The following is a 22,049-nucleotide window of genomic DNA, read 5'->3' as shown; positions in this document are numbered from 1 at the left end:
CACGAATTTTTAAAGGATACTTTATTAATGAAAGCACATTTTCCAACTCAACCTGATGTGAATGAATTAGCAGCAGAAGTGACCTGTATAAAAAACCTGCTTGCACATATGCTCAAAGCAATTGGTCAAGCTGATGCAGGTAAAATTCTGATTAAAATGGAGCGTGAAATTGCATCGATGGAAGATGAAAAACAAGCTGAGACTTATCGTAATACGCTTGAACAGATCAAAGCAGGTTTTCGCCAATAGATTATTTTAACGATAAGTGCTATTTAAGGGGCTTTGTTGTTCAATTACACTTAAAACTGCACAAATAACTAAATATCCTTTATCGAAATAATTTATCTTTGCTCTCGAATTAAACCATTCTTTATTCATTTAGCTCCCCCTTCAAATCTCTATGAAGGGGGCTTTTTTTATTCTAGATTAATCTTTGACTTTTCCGTTATAAATATCTTGGCAATGTTGGATATATTTTTCCAACGTTATTTCGCCAGATGGGTCACGGTGCGCTTTTTGTTCTTCAAAAGCCCATACAGTAAAAGCCTGACCTAAATTAGCACCGGACATTCCTACTTCTTTATACATGCGGTGATAAAAACCCGTTGGAGATTGGTAAATTTCAAATTTAAAGGGAACTAAGCGCGCTGGATTTTCTACCGTCATAAACTCATTGCCAAAAACCAACGTTTTTACAAGTATGTCCATTTTATATCCTTAATATTATCTAATTCTGTTAAGGCTCATTTTCATCATTTCTTCGTTCATCATAGACCCTTCATCTACCTGACCCCAAAGAAAATCTACGAAATTCCACTTAAAGAATACACTAATTTGATCTGCATTAAATTAATTTTTGCCCATAATAAAAAACCCATGATAGATTTTTCACTACCATGGGTTTTCATCAATTTTTATGGCTAATTAGCCAACTTAACTATTTCAAATATTCGCCAGAACGTAGCGCTTCAATACGTTTATCTAATGGCGGGTGTGACAAGAAAAGTTCACTAAATGCTTTGCCACGACCATTGATACAAAACGCCATTAAACGGCCTTCTTCTTGTGGTTCATAACTGGTTTTCAAACGTTGCAACGCAGCAATCATTTTTTCTTTACCGACCAACTTCGCTGAACCAGCATCTGCATGGAATTCACGATAACGAGAGAACCACATGGTAATAATGCTCGCTAAGATACCGAATACAATTTCTAATACCATTGAAACGGCAAAGTAAACCATTGGGTTACCGTTACTGCTTTCGCTTTCTTCATCATTGCTCGACATAAAGCCAGAAACGAATTGAGCGATGATACGGGAAATAAAGATCACAAACGTGTTCACAACACCCTGTAATAGCGTCATTGTCACCATATCGCCATTTGCGATATGACTGATCTCATGGGCAATAACCGCTTCTGCTTCATCACGGCTCATATTTTCTAGTAAACCCGTGCTAACCGCTACTAATGATGCGTCACGACGTGCTCCTGTAGCAAATGCGTTAATATCCGGCGCATGATAAATCGCAACCTGTGGCATTTGAATACCCACTTGCTGAGCTTGGCGGCTTACCGTATTGATTAACCATTGCTCAGTTTCATTGCGGGGCGATTCAATCACTTCCCCACCAACCGATTTAAGTGCCATCCATTTTGACATTAACAGCGAAATAAACGCGCCACCAAAACCAAATAGGCCAGCCATAATCATCAGGCCTTGAACACTGCTCCCTTTAACACCTGTTAAGCTTAAAATTATCCCAAACACAAACATAACGGCTAAGTTTGTGAGTAAGAATAAGGCAATTCGCATCATCTTTTTTTGATTCCTTGGTAAAAATAAATATCACGAAGAATTTAGGGTATAAATAAGGTTTTTTCATACTTTTTCAAGTGTTTTAACACGAAAAAACCAAAAATTAACATAACTTTACACAGGCTATGAAAAAGGCCAGCGATTGCTGGCCCTAATTTAATTTACTGTTTAACCAAATTATTTTTTATTTGGCAATAAATGGGTATCAGGATTAGCAAGATCAATAGCAATTTTAACTGTTTCGTCCAAATACGGGTCAGGCCCTTCGTAATCCTTAGGTAAATCATCAATTGACTTCAATAGAGGCTTACCTTCTTTTGCATTACGCTCATTGATACGTTTTAGTTTCGTTGCTTCAATTTCATTATCTTCCTTCAGACGTTGTGCATAATTTAACGAAATAAGATTTTTACTCTCTTTATTCGCTTTATAATGTGCAATGTCCTCATCGATATACTTAAACTCTGTATCTTGGCTAATACGTGCTAAGTGTTTAGTTTTTAAGTCTGATAAATCGGAAGTCACATCCCCGACCTTGCTATAATTGGCAGGCGGAATACTATCCCATGGCAATGCGTTATCTTCAAAGCTTTCCCCCGTTTCAGCAGGATCTTGCCCTGTAGGCATAACAATATCCGGTGTTACCCCTTTACGCTGAGTACTGCCACCATTAACACGGTAGAATTTTTGAATGGTGTATTGCACTGAGCCTAATGCAGGCCAATCAGGCTTCAGCATTTGGTCATAAACACGACTCAAACTTCTATGTTGTTGAACAGTCCCTTTACCAAAAGTTGGTTCGCCGACAATCAGCGCCCGACCATAATCTTGCATTGCCGCCGCAAAAATTTCAGAGGCGGAAGCACTAAAGCGGTCAACAAGAACAACTAATGGCCCTTTGTAGTAAATGACATCGTCATCATCTGCATCCTGACGCACTTGCCCATTATTGTCACGGACTTGCACAATTGGCCCTTTAGGAATAAACAAACCGGATAATGAAACGGCCTCTGTCAATGCACCACCGCCATTACCTCGCAGGTCAATAACTAGGGCAGAAACGTTATCTTTCGCGATTTTCTGTAGTTGCGTTTTAACGTCATTGGTTAAACCAACATAGAAACCCGGAATATCTAGTACGGCGACTTTTTCATTCCCGACTTTTTTAATGTTCAGTTTAACGGCACGATCTTCTAAACGAATTTGTTCACGAACGATAGTGACCACATGGGGCTTAGCCCCTTTTGTGTCAGATACCACTTCCAAACGGACCTTACTTCCTTTAGGCCCTTTGATCAGTGCGACCACATCATCGAGTCGCCAACCAACCACATCAACCATCGGCTTACCAGTTTGACCTACACCGATAATTTTATCGCCTACTTTTAATTCTTTACTTTTTGCTGCCGGCCCACCCGCAACCAATGAATTAATCACTGTATTTTCATCGTCTTGCTGCAAGACTGCACCAATCCCTTCTAACGACAAACTCATTTCAGAATTAAACTGTTCAGTATTGCGCGGAGAAAGGTAGCTGGTATGAGGGTCGATTTCACGAGCAAAAGCATTCATGATTAATTGGAAAACATCTTCACTTTGCCCTTGCGTCAAACGTCTTAAAGCAAAGTTATAACGCTTAGTGAGTTTTTCCTTAATCTCTTTATCATCTTTGCCTGATAGCTTCAGGTTCAGCCAATCATACCTGACCTTTTGATCCCAAAGCTTATCTAATTCTTGCTTATCCTTTGGCCAAGGCATTTTACTACGATCGACTTCAATAAAGTCATTCGCATCAAAATTCATTGGTTGCTCAAGACGAGCTAATGCATATTGGAAGCGTTCAAAGCGTCTTTTCTGAGAAAGGTTGTACAGGTCATAGAACGTATCTAGTTTTCCATTTTCCAGCCATTCACCGACTTTAGCTTTATCTTTTGCATACTCATCAACATCTGACTGAAGCAAAACGTTATGACCGTAATCCAACATATTCAGATAACGATCAAAAATTTTACCGGAAAACGCTTTATCCAAATCAAATTGGCGATAATGAGAGCGGGTAAACCTAGATGTTACCCTTTCACTTACTGTGCCATGCTGAGTATCCTGTTTTAATACAGGTAACTGAGCAGCAGTGAACTGTGTCACTGCTTGAGGATTCGCAATTGCACTACTAAAAGTGGCAACACTAACGACTAATGCAATCTTTAAAAGTTTGTTCATGCCCTGATTGACCTCCGTATCAGAACTTTAAATGTTCCGCGCGCACAATCATTGCCATTCCTGTTGGCAACTGAACTCTGACACCATCTTTAGCAATTTCCAGTACAGACGCATCCATCAGACTTGTACCAACTTTCACTTTCAGAGTCTGGCCGACCTGAAGTGCGTTAATATCAGTCACTGATTTCAATTTTTGCTCTGGAGATGCTGCACCACTACGGCGCTGAGGTTTAGTCGAAGAGTTTTGTGGGCGTTCTTTATTTTCTGACTGGCGATGGCGCGGCGCTTTGTCTTTTGCTGCTGCCGGATTGCGGGTGTTTTTATCACCTGATTTTTTGGCTGCTGGTCGTTTCTGCGCTTTTTGCTCTGCACGTTGCGCTTGAACTCGAGCTTTTGCCTCAGTCAATTGTTGACGAGCATGCGTAATATGCTCCGCCTCTAATTCACCACAATCATTACCATCTAAGTCAACGCGCTTAGCGCCTTCTTTAACACCGTAGAGATAACGCCAGCTAGAGGTATACATACGCAATGCCGAACGCAATTGCGTTTTGCTAATACCATCTTCTTCGGTCAAACGCCCTACGATATCTTGAAAAATTCCGACTTTTAACGGACGTGCTTCGCCTTCAGCGATAAAACAGCGTGGAAAACGCTCAGCCAAAAACGCGATAACTTCTTTACTACTATTCAACTTAGGTTGATTTTCCATGAAATTTCCTGATAACAACGATTTTGCCAACCAGCACGGGCATGAACAAGCCGACATTATAATAGCGTTGCAGACAATTGCCACGTTCCTATTAAGTTAACATACCAATATTTAATGATAATTTGGCATCGAACACATTGCCAGATGTTGACACAACTGGCTTACAAGATGTTTTAAACCAATTTCATCATTTTGATCAAAGTGATTGAAATTTGGACTATCAATATCCAGCACGCCTAAAACCTGACCATTAACTTCCAATGGAAGCACGATTTCGGCATTACTTGCCGAATCACAGGCTATATGACCAGAGAAAGCATGCACATCATCAACACGCTGAATTTTATTTTGGCTATATGCCGTACCGCAGACACCTTTGCCAAACGGTATTCTGACACAGGCTATCTTTCCTTGAAAAGGACCAAGCACTAACTCTTGTCCACTTCTTAAGTAAAAACCCACCCAGTTAATACCTTCTAGGCGCTCATACAACAACGCGCTTGTATTCGCCAAACTTGCAATTAAATCATATTCTCCTGCCAATAGTGCAGACAAACTATCTGAAAGTTCGTGATAATACTTGTTTTTATCCATAAAATTTTCTTGTAATAATTAAATGATGCAATAGAGTAAACAATTTGTGCACCCTGTAGGTTAGCAAGTTGTCACTAAGCCGTAAATTTTTTTACACTAGATTACACGCGCGGCTAACAACTCCATGAGTAAAACAATGAATCACATTAATCATAGTGACATAATTTCGCAACACTGCTGCTATTGCAATCTTAAATTATCTATTCCTTCACATGATACTCAACAGGTTGTGATATGCCCGCGTTGCCACAGTCAGCTTGACGATGGCCGTTCTTGGTCACTAAACCGCTTATTTATTCTTTCTATTACATTATTAATGTTGGCACCTATCGCATTTTGGCAACCATTGATTTCAATCCATTTATTGGGGACACAAATCTATGCCAACGTGATCGAAGGTATTAGGCTCATCAATTCTCAAGGTGACCCATTCACTGCGAGCATTATCGCCTTCTGTGCCATCGGCGCACCTCTGCTTTTGCCGATTTCTATCGTTTATCTCTATATAGGAAGGCGTGTTCGTCTAAATCTACGCCCCGTCTTACTGATACTAAGTCGTTTAAAAGAATGGGTTATGTTGGATGTCTATCTTATTGGATTGGGGATTGCTGCAATCAAAATGCAAGATTACGCCAGCGTATTTTTGGGAAATGGTTTAATCGCTTTTATTACCATGACAGTAATTAGTCTGTTAATATTAATCCACCTAAATGTCGAACAACTTTGGCAGCTCTTCTACCCTAAAAAAGAGCAAGCTAATGACCCTCATGCTTTAACATGCCAAGCTTGCCACTATACCGGGCCTGCAAATTCACGAGGAGTCTGCCAACGCTGCCATCGCCCCTTACACTACCGCGAGCCATATAGCCTACAAAAAACATGGGCCGCACTGATTGCAGCGATGATCTTGCTTTTTCCTGCTAACTTAATGCCAATTTCCGTTGTCTATCTTAACGGGCAACGCATGGAAGACACCATTTACTCTGGTGTCGTTTCATTAATTGAATCAGGTAATTGGCCCATTGCTATCATTGTTTTTATCGCCAGTATTTTAGTGCCTTTTATTAAGATCCTGATCATGATTTTACTGTTATGCTCCATTCAACGTTGCAGTCAGACGGATCCGGTATTGAGGATGAAGTTATTAAAATTTGTGACATGGATTGGCCGTTGGTCAATGCTGGATTTATTTGTTATCGCACTCATGATGACGCTGATTAACCGTGATCAGCTAATGTCTTTTACTATGGGCCCTGCCGCATTGTTTTTCGGTATCGCTGTAATTTTAACCATACTCGCTGTCGAGTGGCTTGATAGTCGTTTAATTTGGGATTCTTATGGAAAATCAAAATCAACAAAATGAACCTGTAGAGCAAGAACAAGAGGCGATTTTACGTAAACGAGCACGTATATCACCCTTTTGGCTATTGCCTCTTGTCGCTGTGTTTATCGCAGGTTGGTTACTTTTCCAACATTGGTTGGAACAAGGTACTGAGGTGACAATTGAATTTTCCTCTGCTCCCGGTGTAGTTTCAGGTAGAACACCGATCCGCTACCAAGGTGTCGAAGTTGGATTGGTGCAATCTGTCACCGTTAGCCAAGATATGAAGAAAATTATTGTTAAGGCCAGTATCAATAAAGATATGAAGCCCGCACTCACCTCTGGCACCAAATTTTGGCTCGTCACACCTAAAGCCTCATTAGCCGGTGTTTCTGGCTTAGATGCACTTGTTGGCGGTAACTACATCGGTATGCAACCTGGGGCTGGTGAAGAGCAACACAACTTTATCGCTCAAGACTCCCCGCCACAACTACAAACCGAAGAGGGGCAATTACTCATCTATCTCACGGCTAAAGACTTAGGCTCATTGCATGAAAACTCACCGATTTATTATCGCAAAGTGCCCGTTGGTTATATTTCTGACTACACGATTTTGCCTAATGACCAAGGGGTTTCTATCGCCGCCATAATAGAAAAACGGTATACCCGATTAGTGAGAGAAAACAGTCAATTTTGGAATGTTTCAGGCTTCCAAGGCGGTTTTGATTTAAAATCTGGTGTGAATGTCAAAATGGAAAGCCTTTCTGCTGTAATCAATGGTGCTGTTGCATTTGATTCACCGACTAATAGTGCCCCAGCACAGGAAGGGCAACAATTTGTTTTGCATCCAAACAGGCATGATATTGGACAGGATGAACAGCAAAATAAAAATAGTTTAGTGGTTTCATTATGGTCTCCTGACACCTATGGCGTCGATGCCGGACAACCTATCGTTTATCGTGGAATAAAAATAGGTGAAGTGTTACAGCGTAACTTACTTGATGATAAAGTTACCTTCCAAGTCGCGATTTTGGATGAGTACCGCCATCTTATCCGTAACGATACCAAGTTTGTTGCCAATAGCCGCGTTGATGTCCAACTTGGCTTAACGGGGATCCAGTTTCAAGGTGCAACGCCGCAAGAGTGGTTAGATGGTGGAGTTCATTTATTGGTTGGAAAAGGTAAAGAGCCATTGCCTGAAACGTTCCCATTATATCGAAGTGATGATAATGCTAAGGCGGGTATAACAGGTTCATCACCCACCACCACAATTACATTAAACACTAACACCCTTCCTGATATTCAGGCAGGTTCAGTAGTACTTTACCGCCAATTTACTGTCGGTGAAATAGTCTCAATTAACCCAACCAAAGACGGATTCGCGGTTAATATTCATATTTCTAGTCAATACCGTCATCTACTAACAGATAAAAGCGTCTTTTGGGCAGAAGGCGGCGCTAAAGTCAAACTCAATAGCAGTGGATTAACCGTTCAGGCCGCTCCTCTTACACGAGCAATTAGAGGTGCCATTAGTTTTGATAATATTCCAACGGCCAAACTTGATAGTGCAAGGCAACATACCCTCTATCCAAACGAAACTGCGGCAAAAGCCATTGGGAGTGTCGTGACTTTAACCACTTTTGATGCGTCTAAATTGTCAGAAGGGATGCCGATTCGCTATTTAGGTATCGATATTGGACAAATCGATTCATTGAAATTATCGCCAAATAACCGCGAAGTGAATGCACGCGCGATCCTTTATCCAGAGTATGTGCAAGCTTTCACGAAGAGTGGCAGTCGCTTTGCTATTGTCACACCAGAGCTTTCTCCTTCTGGCGTCAATAACCTCGATACCTTGATCCAACCTTATATCAGTGCCGAGCCAGGACGAGGAAATAGAAATCGTTACCAATTTGAACTACAAACGGCCAATATTACAGACTCGCGTTACTTAGATGGCTTAACAATTATATTAGATGCCACCGAAGTTGGCTCTATTCAGGTTGGAACCCCTCTTCTCTTTAGGGGAATGGAAATTGGTACAGTTACTGGTTTATATTTGGGAGAGCTTTCCGACCGCGTATATGTTGCGACTCGAATTGGTAAAGAGTTCCAATACCTGATCCGCGACAATACCCAATTTTGGATCTCTTCAGGTTATAACCTCTCCTTTGGCCTCACAGGCGGCATGATCAAGAGTGGCACCTTCAAGCAGTTTGTTCGGGGAGGTATCTCCTTGGCGACCCCACCAACGGTGCCTCTCGCGCCGAAAGCGAAGCCAGATCAGCATTTCATTCTAAAATTAGAACCTCCTAAAGACTGGTTAGAATGGGGAACATCTATCCCTAAACAGTAATCACTAGAAAGGTGCATATTTTAACAATATTGCACCTTTCTTTTAACTCGCCCTTAAAAAACATTTTGGAAATCGATTCCATTTGTACTATGCTTAATTTTGTTGAGTCGTAACGCCACAGCTACACATTAATCGAGAGGTAACATTATGCGCATAGTTAATTTGAAAATATCTTCCTATGAAATCAATGACGCCATCATGTCAGATCATAAAAGTGATACCCTCAGTATACCTTGTGACTCTGATACTGAGTTTTGTATGCAATTAGATGGTTGGGATGAAAATACCAGTATTCCTGCACTCATCAATGAGAAACCCGTTCTGTTATACCGTCATCGTTATGACAAAGATAATCATCATTGGGTGATGAGAGTGGCTTAATTGATGAAATCACTATTAGGTGGGCTACAAACAACAGGCAAAAAAAGAGGCCTGGTAGATTCCGATTACCGGGCCTTGGGAAATGGCTCTGGCAGAGCCGTGCGCTAAAAATTGCCATTGAGACGTAACAAAGTACAATTTAATACTAGCTTGCTAAACGCACTCTTACCATACTAATTATCAATTATTTTACATATTATTAACACAATTTATTTCTTAATATTCCAATATCGAGCTATTTGATTGATAGGTACACCCTATATCGATGATAAGTACAACCTTTCAACTTTTTGTTGATAATAAAAAATGCCACAAGTTATAAGCATAATCGCCTATAACCTATGGCATTGTTCTTCTTTAATAAAGATGAGGTTACGAGTTGTTACACAGCTTCTTCGCCGCTAATTTGAGTGGTTCTACGCGCTCTTCCGCACTTTTTTCCGTCTCAATTGGCTTTAATAAAATATCGATCGGCTGTGCTTTGATCTCTTTTTTCTCCATTTGAGCCTGTGCCACATCATTGAGTGGGTACTGCATGAGTGTGGCAGGGTTGATAACAATCAGTGCACCATTACTTCTACATTCCAGCATCACTTCTTCTCGGGTAAATGGCCAATCATCACCAAACTGCTTTTTACTTACTGTCTCAATGGGTGCCGCAGCCACCGTAAAGCTAGTACTTGCCAGTAATACAGAACACAGCGCTAATTTCAGTTTCATACAACTTACCTTGTTAAAACATCAAGTTCACTATCAGGTGATTATACAGGTTGATAGGTCGCAAAAATAGCAACGGCTAAAATTGCCGTAGTACCTAACAGTAGCTCAATCCAACTATTAATAATCAAATACTGTAACCGCCCTTTTCTTTTAATATTCGGGACCAGTATATAGCGGTTCACTAAGGCTAAAATGACCATTAGTGCAACTAAGCTGATTTTTAACCAAAGCCACGATTGGTATTCTGAACCGGTATAATTAAACGGCCAATTTGGCAGTAATGTCATCGAGCTGATTATGCCTGTCACCACAACAATAATGACAGCAACGTGCCCTACACGAGAAAAACGGATCAAACTAGCAAAAATTTGCTTATCTAAGCCTGGCGCTAATTCTTTTTTATCTCGCAAGAACTGAATGCAAATCAAAAACGGCCATAATCCGCCAAACCAATAGGCTGAACTTATAAGATGAAGAAATTGATTTAAACGGTTTAACGCCCCAATGACACCACCATACATCGCGGCATGGCCAATCAAGGCATGTAAACCGAGGAGCACAATAGAAAGTAGTAATAACAGATAAAGCCGGATATTTTGTGAACGGATAAAAATCACACCTAATGTGATGACAGCAAACACCAATTCCCAACGCCAAACCAGCCCAAACGTTGTGCCAAATACACTTGACCAAATATCAAAGTCTAGTGCTTCTTCCCAGCCATCCCCCATCAGCCCAGCTTGGGCAGCCATCCAGCCAAAGGCTGTAACCACGGTGACTACTGCACTAAAGATAATCGTTCGATTAAGATAGCGACGAAGGATTTGACTAAAAGCACCCACACTTAATATCGCTGCGAATATTGACATTCCACACATCAACATCGCAGCAATAAAATGGGAAAAGCGTATAACTGTATAAAATGCCTCTAAAGACATGATTATTTCACAGTAAAGCTATATTCGCCTTTCGTTTTATGACCATCAACGGATACCACACTCCAATTTACATCATACTTTCCTGCTTCTAATTTGCTTTCAATTGGAATGATAACCTTGGTGTCATTGTTTGAATCTAACGCAGGCTTGCCTGTTTTCACGACGCTGTCATTAGGCCCCGTCACTTTCACTTTTGCAAAATTAATCTCAATACCTTCAGAGAAATTAAGGGTGATTGATTCAGGAGCCTTTTCAACCGCCGCACCTTCTGCTGGTAGTTGATCTTTTAAGTGCGCATGAGCGAATGCCTGTTGAAATGACATACCTAAAAATAGGACTGCAACAGCACTCAATTTACGCCAAGATGATTTGATTTGATAGATTGCCATAATTAGTAACCCCTTAATTTGCAGGTGAATTTGGATTATTTAGCAATCATTATACGAAAGAAACAAGCTTTCGCTGCCAAAAAATGAATTTGGCTGTTGAAGATGTGATTATCAACACAAAATGAAAAGAAAAAGGCTCATGAGCATTGAAATTAATCACTACAAATCATGAACCTATTGATGTTTTATATTAAACGTGGGCGGATGTAGACATATTTTTTAAATCTTTATCCAATAGGAATAGCGCTTTGCCACTTTCACCGACCATATCCAATTTGTCTAAGATTGATTTGAACAATTTCTCTTCTTCATGTTGTTCAGCAACATACCACTGTAAGAAGTTAAATGTGGAATAATCTTGGGTAGTGATGGCTAAATGAGCCAGTTTATTAATTTCCGCAGTAATTTGTTGCTCGTGCTGATAAGTCAGCGTAAATACATCACCGATTGATTTGAAATCAACAGGAGGCGCGGCGATTTGACCTAATTTTGGCAGTGCACCAGTATCGCTAAGATAGTCAAATAAACGCTGCATATGCTCCATTTCTTCTTGAGAATGTGCTTTTAAAAATGCCGCAGCACCTTCAAAACCTTTATCGCTACACCATGCGCTCATCTGTAAATATAAATTCGCAGAATAAAACTCGAGGTTTAACTGCTCATTTAATTTATTGATCATGTCATTCGTTAACATATTTTCTTTCCTTAGTTATCAAGATTAATGCTTTTATTATGCACATTCTAAAAATAATTAAAACCCTAAAACAATAATAAAACAAAAAAATACAATTTACTGATAATTAATAACTTTTTGTAAAATTAATAATAATCAATCTCATTATCCTTAGTGGTATTTACTTGTGTTTTAATGAAAAAAATTATCATTGTTATTTAATAAAATAATACATTCTCATTATAATCAATAGTTGAGTTATTAAATATAATCTTACGTGAAAATAATTATTTCTCTCAATCAATTCAAAATATTATTTCCCTATATTTACGCCATAAGTAACGAGGCAGCTAGTGATTTTTTCCGATAAATTGCTACACTACCCCCTCTACATTGAAGTGATTGAGAGTGGATATGAGTCATAACCTTGCATTGTTACCCAAAGACGAAATGGATAAAGTCAATGTTGACCTACAAGCCTCGGGGGTTGCCTTTAAAGAGCGCTATAATGTTGCCGTGATCGCAGAAGCTGTCGAGCAGGAGCAACCTGAGCACCTTAGAGCCTATTTTCGTGAACGGTTAGCCCACTACCGCCAGCTTTCACAACATTTTTCTCGTCTACCCTACGAGCCCAAAAATCGCTAAATATGATTTTTAGGCACGAATAACTAAAAAGGAGAAGCATCACTTCTCCTTTTTAGGACATCGCTACAAATCGAGATAGATTATTTTACAGAGTGATATGTAATAGTGGATTTTTCACAATCAACAGTCACATTATATTGCAGATCTTGCTTAGAGCCTCTGACTGTTAATGGCACTTGGTAACCCGTCTCTGTTTTCGTCACATCTTGATTATTAACCCATGCGACGGCTTTTTTACCAACTAATGCCTTTTCTTCTGCCCAACGTGGCAAGCGATTATTCATAAAATCGTTTTTAACTTGTGCAGCAATTTGAGGCTCTGCCAATTTTCCACAACTAATAAACGGAGCCGCTTTACCTTCTTCTTGGTTGGCGCTGAATGCAATCGAACTAAATAACAGTGCGCAGCCACCTAAAGCAAAACCAATTTTCTTACCAGCCTTCATGCTTCCTCCGATCCCTATAAAAATGTTGGGTAACAAATTATATCAGTGACCATAGTTAATTTTATACGACATTTATCTAATATAACTAAAATAGTAGAAATAATTATAAACTGCCAGAATGGTATGACTTAACTAATATGTATCAGATTTTAGCATAAATGTTAATAGTTTGTTTTGTTAACGTTCATTTTCTTCATCAAAACGTACTTGGATCTGCTCTTTATCTTTGTATCTTTCACGGATTTCCTGTGCAACGAGCGCAATCGCTTCTCCGCTACTCATCCCATCAGCCATTAATTGGTGGATACGTTCAACCGCTTCTTGCTGTTGTTGATGATTAAGCGCTGGCATACCTGAAAACATGTCAAAACCCCTTCTTAACTGGTTAGTTTTAAATCGTGCGGAGAGAAAATAAAAAATTTTAGCTTAATTTTAACAGCTCTTGGCTTCTTAAGATAAGATATATGCTAATCTGGTTATCAGTTCTTTTTTATCGACTTAGCGTTTAGTATATACAAATGGTTATCAATAAAATACAACTCCCCTATTATCCTGATGTTGCTATTGACTATTTTACGCCACTAGCCCATCAACCTTGGTCAATGCTGCTCCATTCAGGCAATGCCGAGCATTCGCATAACAGATACGATATTGTTGTGGCTGATCCTATTGCAACGCTAACCACTATTGGTGATAAAACGACGATCACCCACCCGCACTCGGTTGAGAGTTCAGACGCAGACCCATTTAACCTCCTTCAACAAACTATTGAACACTACGCCCCTGACCATGCTAGTGATGATACGCTTCCTTTCACTGGCGGTGCTCTCGGTATTTGGAGCTACGATTTAGGTCGTCGTATCGAAAAAATGCCACACATAGCGACTACGGATTTATCGTTTCCAGATATGGCCGTTGGGATATATCAATGGGCGTTGATTGTCGATAATCAAGAAAAAACGGTCACCTTATTCAGTTATTCTGATACCAATAAACGCCTTGATTGGTTGAAGAAACAAAAAGCTTCACGTAAAACCAAGTTCGCCCTTACCAGTTCATGGCATTCAAATATGTCACAAGAGCAGTATCACGAGAAAATCGGCCAAATACATGAATACTTGCGTAGCGGTGATTGCTATCAAATAAATCTAGCGCAGCGTTTTCAAGCAAAATATAAGGGTAATGAATGGGATGCATTTTTATTATTAACCCGAGCAAATCGCGCCCCTTTCTCTTCTTTCATTCGTCTTCCTAATAATGCGGTGATCAGCATCTCGCCTGAACGCTTTATTCAGTTACAAGATGGTGAGATACAAACACGTCCAATCAAAGGCACACTACCTCGTTTAGAGGATGAACACGCCGATGCCATGCAAGTCGAAAAATTGGCGAATTCCCCTAAAGATCGTGCTGAAAACTTGATGATTGTCGATTTACTCCGTAATGATATTGGTCGAGTTGCACAACCAGGAACAGTCAAGGTCCCTGAATTATTCGCTGTCGAAGCCTTCCCAGCGGTTTATCACTTAGTTAGCACAATTACTGCAACACTTGATAAACCCTATACGGCAACAGATCTTCTGCGTGCAAGTTTCCCGGGAGGCTCAATTACTGGTGCCCCTAAAATTCGTGCGATGCAAATCATTGAAGAGCTTGAACCTCATCGTCGTCATGGCTATTGTGGCGCTATAGGCTATATTAGTTTTTGTGGCAAAATGGATACCAACATTACCATCCGTACACTGTTAACAGATAAAAAACGGATTTTTTGCTGGGCTGGCGGTGGTATTGTGGCAGATAGCCAAGCGGATAAAGAGTATCAAGAAACCTTTGATAAGTTACGGCTGATATTACCCGTGTTAGGAGAAGTAGAGCACGATGACTGAACTGAATGAGTTTATAAACCGCTTTCAGTTTACCCTGCCAGTGACTCGCCGAACTCAACGGACGGCGAGCAAATCTGCTGCCGTTCTTCTGCCTATTATCAATAAAACCACGCCCACATTATTATTAACGCAGCGTTCCCCTTTTTTGCGTTCACATGCCGGACAAGTGGCTTTCCCAGGAGGGGCACGTGACCCTGAAGATGGCTCTCTAGTGACTACCGCGCTGCGAGAAGCCTATGAAGAAGTGGCTATTCCCCCAGAGAAAGTCCAAGTACTTGGGCAACTCTCGCCACAACAAAGTATTGGCGGTTACGAAGTCACCCCAATCGTCGGCCTGCTCCCCGAAGGCATTAATTATCGCCCTAATCCTAGTGAAGTGGCCTCTGTATTCGAGGTTCCGCTATTTGATGCGCTATCACTGAATCAACATAAATATGTTGATATCAAACGTGCTGGTCAAAGTAACCGTATTTTCTTCTATTGGCATAACGGACATCTCGTTTGGGGTCTCACTGCCGCCATCCTTCATCAGCTAGCTCTGCAACTCAAGTAGTCATTTTGTGCCGTAATTGAATACATTTTGTGCTATTCTGTAGCAATTGGCCTTTTGTTACTACCTTATTTTAAAAAATAATTTAAACTTACTGGTTAACACTACTAAATAACAGTAAAGTAGCGCCCTTTAAAATAAATCACTAAATATCTACTTTTTTTAAGGAGTCCTGCGTGATAAGCGTATTCGACATGTTTAAAGTGGGCATAGGTCCTTCAAGCTCTCATACCGTCGGCCCAATGAAGGCGGGAAAAGAATTTGTCGATGATTTGGTAAGCAAACAATTATTACCAAGCGTCACACGCATTGCGGTCGACGTTTATGGCTCTCTTTCACTCACTGGAAAAGGCCACCATACTGATATTGCAATCATTATGGGCCTTGCTGGCAATTTACCTGCTACTGTTGATATCGAATCTATTCCTGGCTTTATTGAAAACGTTGAAAAGACTGAAAAGCTACCCTTAGCTAACGGCACTCACACGGTAGATTTCCCACGGGAAGGTGGAATGAACTTCCGCCTAGATAATCTGCCTTTACATGAAAATGGTATGACTATCCATGCCTTTGCAGGCGAAGAAGAAATTTATACCAAAACTTACTACTCAATTGGTGGCGGTTTTATTGTTGATGAGGAACATTTTGGTCAATCTGTTCTGGATAGTAAACCCGTTTCCTACCCATTTAACTCAGCAGAAGAACTTTTGCTTCACTGCAAAAAAACGGGGTTATCCATCTCTAGCTTGATGATGAAGAATGAGCTTGACCTTCACACGAAAGAAGAGATCGATGCCTATTTTGCCGATGTGTGGAAAACCATGCAGGCTTGTATTGAACGCGGGTTAAATACCGAGGGAGTTCTACCGGGGCCACTGCGCGTACCTCGTCGTGCGCCGGCATTGAACCGTCTTGTCACATCATCAAGCAAACTGTCCAATGACCCGATGAATGTCGTTGATCTCATTAATATGTTTGCATTAGCGGTTAACGAAGAAAATGCGGCAGGTGGTCGCGTTGTTACTGCCCCAACCAACGGTGCCTGTGGCATCGTTCCTGCGGTTTTGGCTTATTACGACCACTGCATTGAGCCTGTTACGCCGGAATTATACACACGTTATTTCCTTGCATCGGGGGCTATTGGTATTCTTTATAAAATGAATGCGTCTATCTCTGGTGCGGAAGTGGGTTGCCAAGGCGAAGTTGGTGTTGCTTGCTCAATGGCAGCGGCAGGTCTTGCTGAATTGTTTGGTGGAAGCCCTGAACAAGTTTGTGTTGCCGCTGAAATCGGTATGGAGCACAACCTTGGTTTAACCTGTGACCCTGTTGCAGGACAAGTTCAAGTACCTTGTATTGAGCGTAATGCGATTGCATCCGTCAAAGCCGTCAACGCAACACGTATGGCACTCCGCCGTACGAGTGAGCCACGTGTTTCTCTCGATAAAGTGATTGAAACGATGTACGAGACGGGCAAAGACATGAATGCCAAATACCGCGAAACTTCTCGCGGAGGTTTAGCAATAAAAGTCCAATGTGACTAGGGTCTTTATTCACTAGTCATTAATTGAATCACTTCACCGATGCCGCGTATTTTACTTTGATTAAACACGCGGCATTTTTTATCAAGTATTGTTGATTATTATCTGACTTAATTGTTTAGGGTGATCTTTAATACGTCATTTTTCGCCTACTTGGCTTTTCTATTTTTAATTTGTAACAAAAACTTAATTAGATCGTTACTTAAATCCCTTGTTTACAAAACAAACGTTTTTCAGAACTTCCTACTGCTGAAACGTGTCATTTTTCGTCTATTTTTTGCTCAACATTTTAAATCCCTTACTCTTTTTGCTACTTTTTTGTTACCGATAACAGTCACATACACTGTTTTTGCCATATATATAGTTTATTTATTTAATAAAACCAATATACTCAGACAATATATGTATTTTATTTAAAATAAAATACATGTTTTTAATTTTCTGACGCAAAACAAGTTTTTACACTAATGCGAAATGTTATGCTACGGATATTGACTCTAATGGTTAGCAAATTAACAGTTTTCTAACTGAATAAAATAGAGTGAATTTATTCAGCTAAAATTATCAATATCATTTTCTATTAGGAGGTTTAATTAAGCTGATTCAATTTTGACCTGATTTACAAATTCCGTTCTATATCTGTTAAGAGGGAAATCAAGTGAGTATAGCTATTATGATTGGTACACACGGTGTGGCGGCAGAGCAACTTCTACGAACCACCGAAATGTTGATAGGCGAGCAAGAAAATGTCTCGTTTATTGACTTTGTACCAGGGGAAAACGCAGACACCCTATTTGATAAGTACACAGCAAAACTAGCTGATTTAGATACCTCCCAGGGGGTAATATTTTTAGTTGATACATGGGGAGGTAGTCCCTTTAACGCAGCTAGCCGTATCGTAAACGAGCATGAAAACTATGAAATAGTCACTGGCGTTAATGTGCCTATGTTAGTTGAAACTTTTATGTGTCGTGACGATAACCCTTCAATAGACGAATTAATCTCCGTTGCTTTAGAAACAGGCCGTGGTGGTATTCGGGCACTGAAATTTAAAGAGCCAGAAGCCGCTGCTACTCCATCCCCAGCACCCGTTCAACAACCTGCTCCAGTACAAACAGTCACTGCTGGCCCTGGCGAACATATGGTGATTGCACTTGCGCGTATTGATGACCGATTAATCCATGGTCAAGTAGCTACACGCTGGACAAAAGAAACTCGCGTTAAACGCATTATTGTCGTCAGCGATGAGGTGGCAAAAGATCAGGTACGTTCAACATTACTAAAACAAGTTGCTCCTCCTGGCGTAACAGCACATGTCGTTGATATTGCTAAGTGTATTCGTGTTTATAACAACCCAAAATACGCAGGCGAACGCGTCATGTTATTGTTCACAAACCCAACGGATGTACAACGTTTGGTTGAAGCTGGTGTTGATATCACCTCTGTCAATATCGGTGGTATGGCGTTCCATGAAGGAAAAACTCAAGTTACGAATGCGGTTTCTATCAACCAAAAAGATATTGAAGCGTTCAACTATCTGAATGATAAAAATATTGAATTAGAAGTACGAAAAGTCGCTTCTGACAGCAAAGTTCAGATGATGGATTTGATTAAAAAATTTAAAAATTAGTCTTAGTTAAACCGTTAATATTATTTAATTTTAACCATTACTCGAAAACAGATTTACCAAACTTGTTTGGTTACAGGAGATTAAACAATGGAACTCACCGTTGTTCAAATAGTACTGGTTTTCATCGTGGCCTGTATCGCTGGTATGGGTTCTATTCTCGATGAATTCCAGTTCCATCGCCCACTCGTTGCCTGTACGCTTGTCGGTATCGTTTTGGGAGATATGAAAACCGGTATCATCATCGGTGGTACGCTGGAAATGATCGCATTAGGTTGGATGAACATTGGGGCTGCTGTCGCTCCTGATGCCGCACTTGCATCAATTATTTCAACCATTCTGGTCATTGCTGGTGGACAAAATATCGGGGCTGGTATCGCCATCGCAATTCCACTGGCGGCGGCTGGACAAGTCCTTACCATTATTGTGCGTACCGTTACCGTTGCATTCCAACATGCTGCTGACCGTGCTGCCGTCAGTGGTAATTTAACTGCTATCAGTTGGATCCATGTTTCTGCATTATTACTTCAAGCAATGCGTATTGCGATCCCAGCGCTTATCGTTGCAGTTTCTGTTGGTACCTCTGAGGTAAGAGAACTACTGGATTCAATTCCACAGGTCGTTACTGATGGTCTGAACATTGCTGGTGGTATGATCGTTGTTGTCGGTTATGCAATGGTTATCAATATGATGCGTGCAGGCTATCTAATGCCATTCTTCTACTTAGGCTTTGTTACTGCGGCATTTACCGAATTTAACCTTGTTGCGCTGGGTGTGATCGGTGCGGTTATGGCTATCCTGTATATCCAACTCAGCCCGAAATACAATAAATCTCAAGTTGTTGTCGCACAAAATAATAGCAACAACAACCTTGATAATGAATTAGACTAGGAGGAGCGCAACCATGGTAGATACAACAAATCCAACAGCGAAAAAGCTTACACAAAGCGATATTCGCGGCGTCTTCTTGCGTTCTAACTTGTTACAAGGTTCTTGGAACTTTGAACGTATGCAAGCGCTGGGCTTCTGTTATTCAATGGTTCCGGTGATCCGTCGCCTGTATCCTGAAAATAACGATGAGCGTAAACAAGCAATCAAACGCCATCTTGAGTTCTTTAACACCCACCCTTACGTTGCTGCGCCTGTTTTAGGTGTCACCATGGCGATGGAAGAGCAACGTGCGAATGGTGCAGATATTGATGATGGTGCCATCAACGGTATTAAGGTGGGTTTAATGGGACCTCTTGCCGGGGTTGGTGACCCAATCTTCTGGGGTACTGTTCGTCCTGTATTTGCAGCCCTAGGCGCCGGTATTGCAATGACTGGTAACCTACTCGGCCCAATCCTCTTCTTTGTTCTATTCAACCTTGTTCGCCTATTAACGCTCTACTATGGCGTTGCGTATGGCTATAAAAAAGGGGTTGATATTGTTCAAGATATCGGTGGCGGATTCTTACAAAAACTGACTGAAGGTGCATCAATACTGGGGCTATTTGTTATGGGTGCCTTGGTGAATAAATGGACGAAGGTCAACATTCCCGTCGTTGTTTCCAATATTGAGAACCCAACAACAAAAGTTATGGAAATCAAAACCATTCAAGATATTTTGAATGATTTGATGCCTGGTTTAGTTCCATTATTACTAACTTTTGCATGTATGTGGCTACTTCGCCGTAAAGTTAACCCACTGTGGATCATCATTGGCTTCTTTGGCCTTGGTATCTTAGGTGCTTGGTTGAAGTTCTTAGCACCATAATTTGCTGTAATAAACTGAAATGGGAGGTTGCAGCCTCCCATTTTTACTTTTAAGCTCTCTAGCACGTTTACTTAGCCAAGGGCACTGAAAATGACCTTAAATGATTTCATACTAGCCATTATTATTTTACTGATGCTGCTGTATGCAATTTACGATGAGTTTATTCAACATTTACTTAAGGGAAAAACCCTACTCAAAATTAACCTCAGACGTAAACATCGTGTCGATGCAATTATCTTTATTGTCTTAATCTGTATCGTTATTTATACCAATATTTCACGACACGGTAGTATGTTAACCACTTATTTATTAATGGTTACAATTTTAATGTCAGTCTATTTGGCTTTTATTCGAGCACCAAAGCTATTTTTTAAACAAACAGGTTTTTATTTTGCAAACACATTTATATTGTACGACAGAATAAAAACAATGAATTTATCAGAAGACGGAATTCTAATTATCGGATTAGAGCATAAGAAAATCCATATTCAAGTTTCTCAACTTGATGATTTACAAAGAATATATGAGTTTTTCATTAATCATAAATAATGGTTATATATATTCACATTAAGATTGAGGTTAATAACAAATTTAATTAACCTCAATTTTTTTATTTCTGCAAATGAAAATTATTCTCAATAAATTTTAATATCCACATAAAATTAAGTGTTGCCTTTCAATTAATTTATGATATCTTTCGAACCACGTCATTGGGGAGTAGCCTGTTCTGGAAATATATCCAGAATGTCCGTATCAACATACTCGTTTGTTTTTTAAACGTGGTGCGGACGCCATCTTGGTTGGCAAGACCATAGACACATGAATAAGCCTTTTGGTTGGGGGTAATTCATGTGTATATGGATGCACCCAACCGAGGTTTATATTATGAGCTTTTACGCTACGCTTATTTTAGCACTCGCCCTTTCCATGGACGCATTTGCTGTCGCTATCTGTAAAGGTGCTGTTCTGCACAAACCCCGCTTTAAAGAGATCCTCCGCACTGGTTTTATTTTCGGTATTATTGAAGCACTCACCCCAATTATAGGCTGGGGAATTGGTATTCTCGCAAGCCAATATGTTATTCGTTGGGATCATTGGATTGCTTTTGGCCTGCTCTTCATTCTTGGCTCTCGTATGATTTGGCAAGGTATTAAAGCCAAAAGCGATGATGACTGCTGCACACCGCCTTCACGCAACAGCTCTCTTAGCTTAGTACTTTCTGCTATTGCCACTAGTCTTGATGCAATGGCTATCGGACTTGGTCTTGCATTTTTACAAGTTGATATTGTGCATACCGCAATGACAATTGGCCTCATGACCATGATCATGGCCACGGTAGGTATGATGATTGGTCGTTATGTGGGGCCACTATTAGGAAAAAAAGCAGAAATTATCGGTGGGATAGTATTAATCGCTATTGGCTTTAATATCCTCTTCGAACATCTCGAAGTATTTATGTACAGCGCATAATTTATACC

25 protein-coding genes and 1 riboswitch are annotated in these 22,049 nt (G+C 40.4%); of the genes, 13 read left to right on the top strand and 12 right to left on the bottom strand.

The genetic code is table 11. From position 1 onward, the window contains the following. Window positions 1–27: 27 nt before the first annotated feature. Window positions 28–249 carry a DUF2594 family protein gene (locus tag I3B46_RS10230; RefSeq protein ID WP_014656083.1) on the top strand — a complete coding sequence of 74 codons (222 nt, stop codon included), beginning with the start codon at window positions 28–30 and terminating at the stop codon, window positions 247–249. A gap of 6 nt (window positions 250–255) precedes the next feature. On the opposite strand, the gene I3B46_RS22400 is transcribed toward I3B46_RS10230, so the two are convergent. The 6 genes from I3B46_RS22400 to I3B46_RS10205 form a co-directional block, all read right to left on the bottom strand. Next, window positions 256–378 carry a hypothetical protein gene (locus I3B46_RS22400; protein ID WP_004920387.1) on the bottom strand — a complete coding sequence of 41 codons (123 nt, stop codon included), beginning with the start codon at window positions 376–378 and terminating at the stop codon, window positions 256–258. Between the two features lie 48 nt (window positions 379–426). Beyond that, window positions 427–708, bottom strand: coding sequence for a hypothetical protein (locus I3B46_RS10225; protein WP_004920390.1), 282 nt, complete (start codon window positions 706–708; stop codon window positions 427–429). A gap of 229 nt (window positions 709–937) precedes the next feature. Next, complete coding sequence (gene htpX, locus I3B46_RS10220; RefSeq protein WP_004920393.1) at window positions 938–1,819, bottom strand: protease HtpX; 882 nt, start codon at window positions 1,817–1,819, stop codon at window positions 938–940. Window positions 1,820–1,996: 177 nt separating this feature from the next. Next, window positions 1,997–4,039 carry a carboxy terminal-processing peptidase gene (gene prc, locus I3B46_RS10215; protein WP_104873515.1) on the bottom strand — a complete coding sequence of 681 codons (2,043 nt, stop codon included), beginning with the start codon at window positions 4,037–4,039 and terminating at the stop codon, window positions 1,997–1,999. A gap of 19 nt (window positions 4,040–4,058) precedes the next feature. Then, complete coding sequence (proQ, locus tag I3B46_RS10210) at window positions 4,059–4,751, bottom strand: RNA chaperone ProQ (protein ID WP_004920399.1); 693 nt, start codon at window positions 4,749–4,751, stop codon at window positions 4,059–4,061. Between the two features lie 111 nt (window positions 4,752–4,862). Then, window positions 4,863–5,345 carry a GAF domain-containing protein gene (locus I3B46_RS10205; RefSeq protein WP_004920404.1) on the bottom strand — a complete coding sequence of 161 codons (483 nt, stop codon included), beginning with the start codon at window positions 5,343–5,345 and terminating at the stop codon, window positions 4,863–4,865. A gap of 136 nt (window positions 5,346–5,481) precedes the next feature. Here I3B46_RS10205 and yebS point away from each other — a divergent pair, with 136 nt between their 5' ends. The 3 genes from yebS (at window position 5,482) to I3B46_RS10190 (ending at window position 9,403) form a co-directional block, all read left to right on the top strand. Then, on the top strand, window positions 5,482–6,708 hold the full coding sequence (yebS, locus tag I3B46_RS10200) for a membrane integrity lipid transport subunit YebS (protein ID WP_014656085.1): 1,227 nt from the start codon (window positions 5,482–5,484) through the stop codon (window positions 6,706–6,708). Then, the gene (locus tag I3B46_RS10195; RefSeq protein WP_052038369.1) at window positions 6,683–9,022 is read left to right on the top strand and encodes an MlaD family protein; all 2,340 of its coding nucleotides are present in this window, start codon (window positions 6,683–6,685) and stop codon (window positions 9,020–9,022) included. Before yebS ends, I3B46_RS10195 begins: the two co-directional genes overlap by 26 nt. 147 nt (window positions 9,023–9,169) lie before the next feature. Further along, entirely contained in the window at window positions 9,170–9,403 is a 234-nt protein-coding gene (locus I3B46_RS10190; RefSeq protein WP_004920410.1) for a DUF1480 family protein, read from the top strand. 372 nt (window positions 9,404–9,775) lie between these two features. Here the strand turns inward: I3B46_RS10190 and I3B46_RS10185 are convergent, their stop codons facing one another. The 4 genes from I3B46_RS10185 to ftnA form a co-directional block, all read right to left on the bottom strand. Beyond that, complete coding sequence (locus I3B46_RS10185) at window positions 9,776–10,123, bottom strand: DUF2511 domain-containing protein (protein ID WP_004920411.1); 348 nt, start codon at window positions 10,121–10,123, stop codon at window positions 9,776–9,778. A 41-nt stretch (window positions 10,124–10,164) separates the two neighbouring features. Next, window positions 10,165–11,061: a copper homeostasis membrane protein CopD gene (gene copD, locus I3B46_RS10180; protein ID WP_104873516.1), complete on the bottom strand. Its 897-nt coding sequence runs from the start codon at window positions 11,059–11,061 to the stop codon at window positions 10,165–10,167. A 2-nt stretch (window positions 11,062–11,063) separates the two neighbouring features. Continuing rightward, window positions 11,064–11,450: a copper homeostasis periplasmic binding protein CopC gene (gene copC, locus I3B46_RS10175; protein WP_004920415.1), complete on the bottom strand. Its 387-nt coding sequence runs from the start codon at window positions 11,448–11,450 to the stop codon at window positions 11,064–11,066. Window positions 11,451–11,640: 190 nt separating this feature from the next. After that, window positions 11,641–12,144: a non-heme ferritin gene (gene ftnA, locus I3B46_RS10170; protein ID WP_004920416.1), complete on the bottom strand. Its 504-nt coding sequence runs from the start codon at window positions 12,142–12,144 to the stop codon at window positions 11,641–11,643. 393 nt (window positions 12,145–12,537) lie between these two features. On the opposite strand from ftnA, the gene I3B46_RS10165 reads away from it, so the two are divergent. Then, entirely contained in the window at window positions 12,538–12,768 is a 231-nt protein-coding gene (locus tag I3B46_RS10165) for a DNA polymerase III subunit theta (RefSeq protein WP_014656087.1), read from the top strand. 80 nt (window positions 12,769–12,848) lie between these two features. On the opposite strand, the gene yebF is transcribed toward I3B46_RS10165, so the two are convergent. Continuing rightward, window positions 12,849–13,214 carry a protein YebF gene (gene yebF, locus I3B46_RS10160; RefSeq protein ID WP_004920419.1) on the bottom strand — a complete coding sequence of 122 codons (366 nt, stop codon included), beginning with the start codon at window positions 13,212–13,214 and terminating at the stop codon, window positions 12,849–12,851. A 177-nt stretch (window positions 13,215–13,391) separates the two neighbouring features. Beyond that, window positions 13,392–13,577, bottom strand: coding sequence for a YoaH family protein (locus I3B46_RS10155; RefSeq protein WP_004920422.1), 186 nt, complete (start codon window positions 13,575–13,577; stop codon window positions 13,392–13,394). Window positions 13,578–13,732: 155 nt separating this feature from the next. Here I3B46_RS10155 and pabB point away from each other — a divergent pair, with 155 nt between their 5' ends. The 8 genes from pabB to mntP all read left to right on the top strand — a co-directional run bounded on the left by pabB (window position 13,733) and on the right by mntP (window position 22,041). Next, on the top strand, window positions 13,733–15,100 hold the full coding sequence (gene pabB / locus I3B46_RS10150) for an aminodeoxychorismate synthase component 1 (protein ID WP_104873517.1): 1,368 nt from the start codon (window positions 13,733–13,735) through the stop codon (window positions 15,098–15,100). After that, window positions 15,093–15,653: a CoA pyrophosphatase gene (locus tag I3B46_RS10145; RefSeq protein ID WP_104873518.1), complete on the top strand. Its 561-nt coding sequence runs from the start codon at window positions 15,093–15,095 to the stop codon at window positions 15,651–15,653. The genes pabB and I3B46_RS10145 overlap by 8 nt, the downstream gene beginning before the upstream one ends. A gap of 173 nt (window positions 15,654–15,826) precedes the next feature. Beyond that, window positions 15,827–17,191, top strand: a complete 1,365-nt coding sequence (locus I3B46_RS10140) for an L-serine ammonia-lyase (RefSeq protein WP_014656089.1) — start codon at window positions 15,827–15,829, stop codon at window positions 17,189–17,191. A 655-nt stretch (window positions 17,192–17,846) separates the two neighbouring features. After that, entirely contained in the window at window positions 17,847–18,818 is a 972-nt protein-coding gene (gene manX / locus I3B46_RS10135; protein ID WP_204282976.1) for a PTS mannose transporter subunit IIAB, read from the top strand. Between the two features lie 87 nt (window positions 18,819–18,905). Beyond that, window positions 18,906–19,706: a PTS mannose/fructose/sorbose transporter subunit IIC gene (locus I3B46_RS10130; RefSeq protein WP_004920443.1), complete on the top strand. Its 801-nt coding sequence runs from the start codon at window positions 18,906–18,908 to the stop codon at window positions 19,704–19,706. A 13-nt stretch (window positions 19,707–19,719) separates the two neighbouring features. Then, a complete protein-coding gene (locus I3B46_RS10125) occupies window positions 19,720–20,571 on the top strand; it encodes a PTS mannose transporter subunit IID (RefSeq protein WP_004920447.1) in 852 nt (283 codons plus the stop codon). Between the two features lie 90 nt (window positions 20,572–20,661). After that, window positions 20,662–21,120: a DUF986 family protein gene (locus I3B46_RS10120; RefSeq protein ID WP_004920450.1), complete on the top strand. Its 459-nt coding sequence runs from the start codon at window positions 20,662–20,664 to the stop codon at window positions 21,118–21,120. A gap of 151 nt (window positions 21,121–21,271) precedes the next feature. Beyond that, window positions 21,272–21,450, top strand: a riboswitch (yybP-ykoY riboswitch). A 6-nt stretch (window positions 21,451–21,456) separates the two neighbouring features. Beyond that, window positions 21,457–22,041, top strand: a complete 585-nt coding sequence (mntP, locus tag I3B46_RS10115; protein ID WP_014656091.1) for a manganese efflux pump MntP — start codon at window positions 21,457–21,459, stop codon at window positions 22,039–22,041. Window positions 22,042–22,049 lie beyond the last annotated feature (8 nt).

The organism is Providencia sp. 2.29, assembly GCF_015832305.1.
Classification (GTDB): Bacteria; Pseudomonadota; Gammaproteobacteria; order Enterobacterales; family Enterobacteriaceae; genus Providencia; species Providencia stuartii.
This window is presented reverse-complemented; position numbering and strand designations above follow the sequence as displayed.

Excerpts from the sequence above, each read along its gene's own strand:
- yebS (WP_014656085.1), top strand. The coding sequence starts at position 5,482 with ATGAATCACATTAATCATAGTGACATAATTTCGCAACACTGCTGCTAT.
- I3B46_RS10190 (WP_004920410.1), top strand. The coding sequence starts at position 9,170 with ATGCGCATAGTTAATTTGAAAATATCTTCCTATGAAATCAATGACGCC.
- I3B46_RS10120 (WP_004920450.1), top strand. The coding sequence starts at position 20,662 with ATGACCTTAAATGATTTCATACTAGCCATTATTATTTTACTGATGCTG.
- ftnA (WP_004920416.1), bottom strand. The coding sequence starts at position 12,144 with ATGTTAACGAATGACATGATCAATAAATTAAATGAGCAGTTAAACCTC.
- I3B46_RS10205 (WP_004920404.1), bottom strand. The coding sequence starts at position 5,345 with ATGGATAAAAACAAGTATTATCACGAACTTTCAGATAGTTTGTCTGCA.
- I3B46_RS22400 (WP_004920387.1), bottom strand. The coding sequence starts at position 378 with ATGAATAAAGAATGGTTTAATTCGAGAGCAAAGATAAATTATTTCGAT.
- I3B46_RS10130 (WP_004920443.1), top strand. The coding sequence starts at position 18,906 with ATGGAACTCACCGTTGTTCAAATAGTACTGGTTTTCATCGTGGCCTGT.
- yebF (WP_004920419.1), bottom strand. The coding sequence starts at position 13,214 with ATGAAGGCTGGTAAGAAAATTGGTTTTGCTTTAGGTGGCTGCGCACTG.
- I3B46_RS10125 (WP_004920447.1), top strand. The coding sequence starts at position 19,720 with ATGGTAGATACAACAAATCCAACAGCGAAAAAGCTTACACAAAGCGAT.
- copC (WP_004920415.1), bottom strand. The coding sequence starts at position 11,450 with ATGGCAATCTATCAAATCAAATCATCTTGGCGTAAATTGAGTGCTGTT.
- I3B46_RS10155 (WP_004920422.1), bottom strand. The coding sequence starts at position 13,577 with ATGTTTTCAGGTATGCCAGCGCTTAATCATCAACAACAGCAAGAAGCG.
- I3B46_RS10230 (WP_014656083.1), top strand. The coding sequence starts at position 28 with ATGAAAGCACATTTTCCAACTCAACCTGATGTGAATGAATTAGCAGCA.
- copD (WP_104873516.1), bottom strand. The coding sequence starts at position 11,061 with ATGTCTTTAGAGGCATTTTATACAGTTATACGCTTTTCCCATTTTATT.
- htpX (WP_004920393.1), bottom strand. The coding sequence starts at position 1,819 with ATGATGCGAATTGCCTTATTCTTACTCACAAACTTAGCCGTTATGTTT.
- pabB (WP_104873517.1), top strand. The coding sequence starts at position 13,733 with ATGGTTATCAATAAAATACAACTCCCCTATTATCCTGATGTTGCTATT.
- I3B46_RS10145 (WP_104873518.1), top strand. The coding sequence starts at position 15,093 with ATGACTGAACTGAATGAGTTTATAAACCGCTTTCAGTTTACCCTGCCA.
- mntP (WP_014656091.1), top strand. The coding sequence starts at position 21,457 with ATGAGCTTTTACGCTACGCTTATTTTAGCACTCGCCCTTTCCATGGAC.
- proQ (WP_004920399.1), bottom strand. The coding sequence starts at position 4,751 with ATGGAAAATCAACCTAAGTTGAATAGTAGTAAAGAAGTTATCGCGTTT.
- I3B46_RS10225 (WP_004920390.1), bottom strand. The coding sequence starts at position 708 with ATGGACATACTTGTAAAAACGTTGGTTTTTGGCAATGAGTTTATGACG.
- I3B46_RS10165 (WP_014656087.1), top strand. The coding sequence starts at position 12,538 with ATGAGTCATAACCTTGCATTGTTACCCAAAGACGAAATGGATAAAGTC.
- I3B46_RS10185 (WP_004920411.1), bottom strand. The coding sequence starts at position 10,123 with ATGAAACTGAAATTAGCGCTGTGTTCTGTATTACTGGCAAGTACTAGC.
- I3B46_RS10195 (WP_052038369.1), top strand. The coding sequence starts at position 6,683 with ATGGAAAATCAAAATCAACAAAATGAACCTGTAGAGCAAGAACAAGAG.
- prc (WP_104873515.1), bottom strand. The coding sequence starts at position 4,039 with ATGAACAAACTTTTAAAGATTGCATTAGTCGTTAGTGTTGCCACTTTT.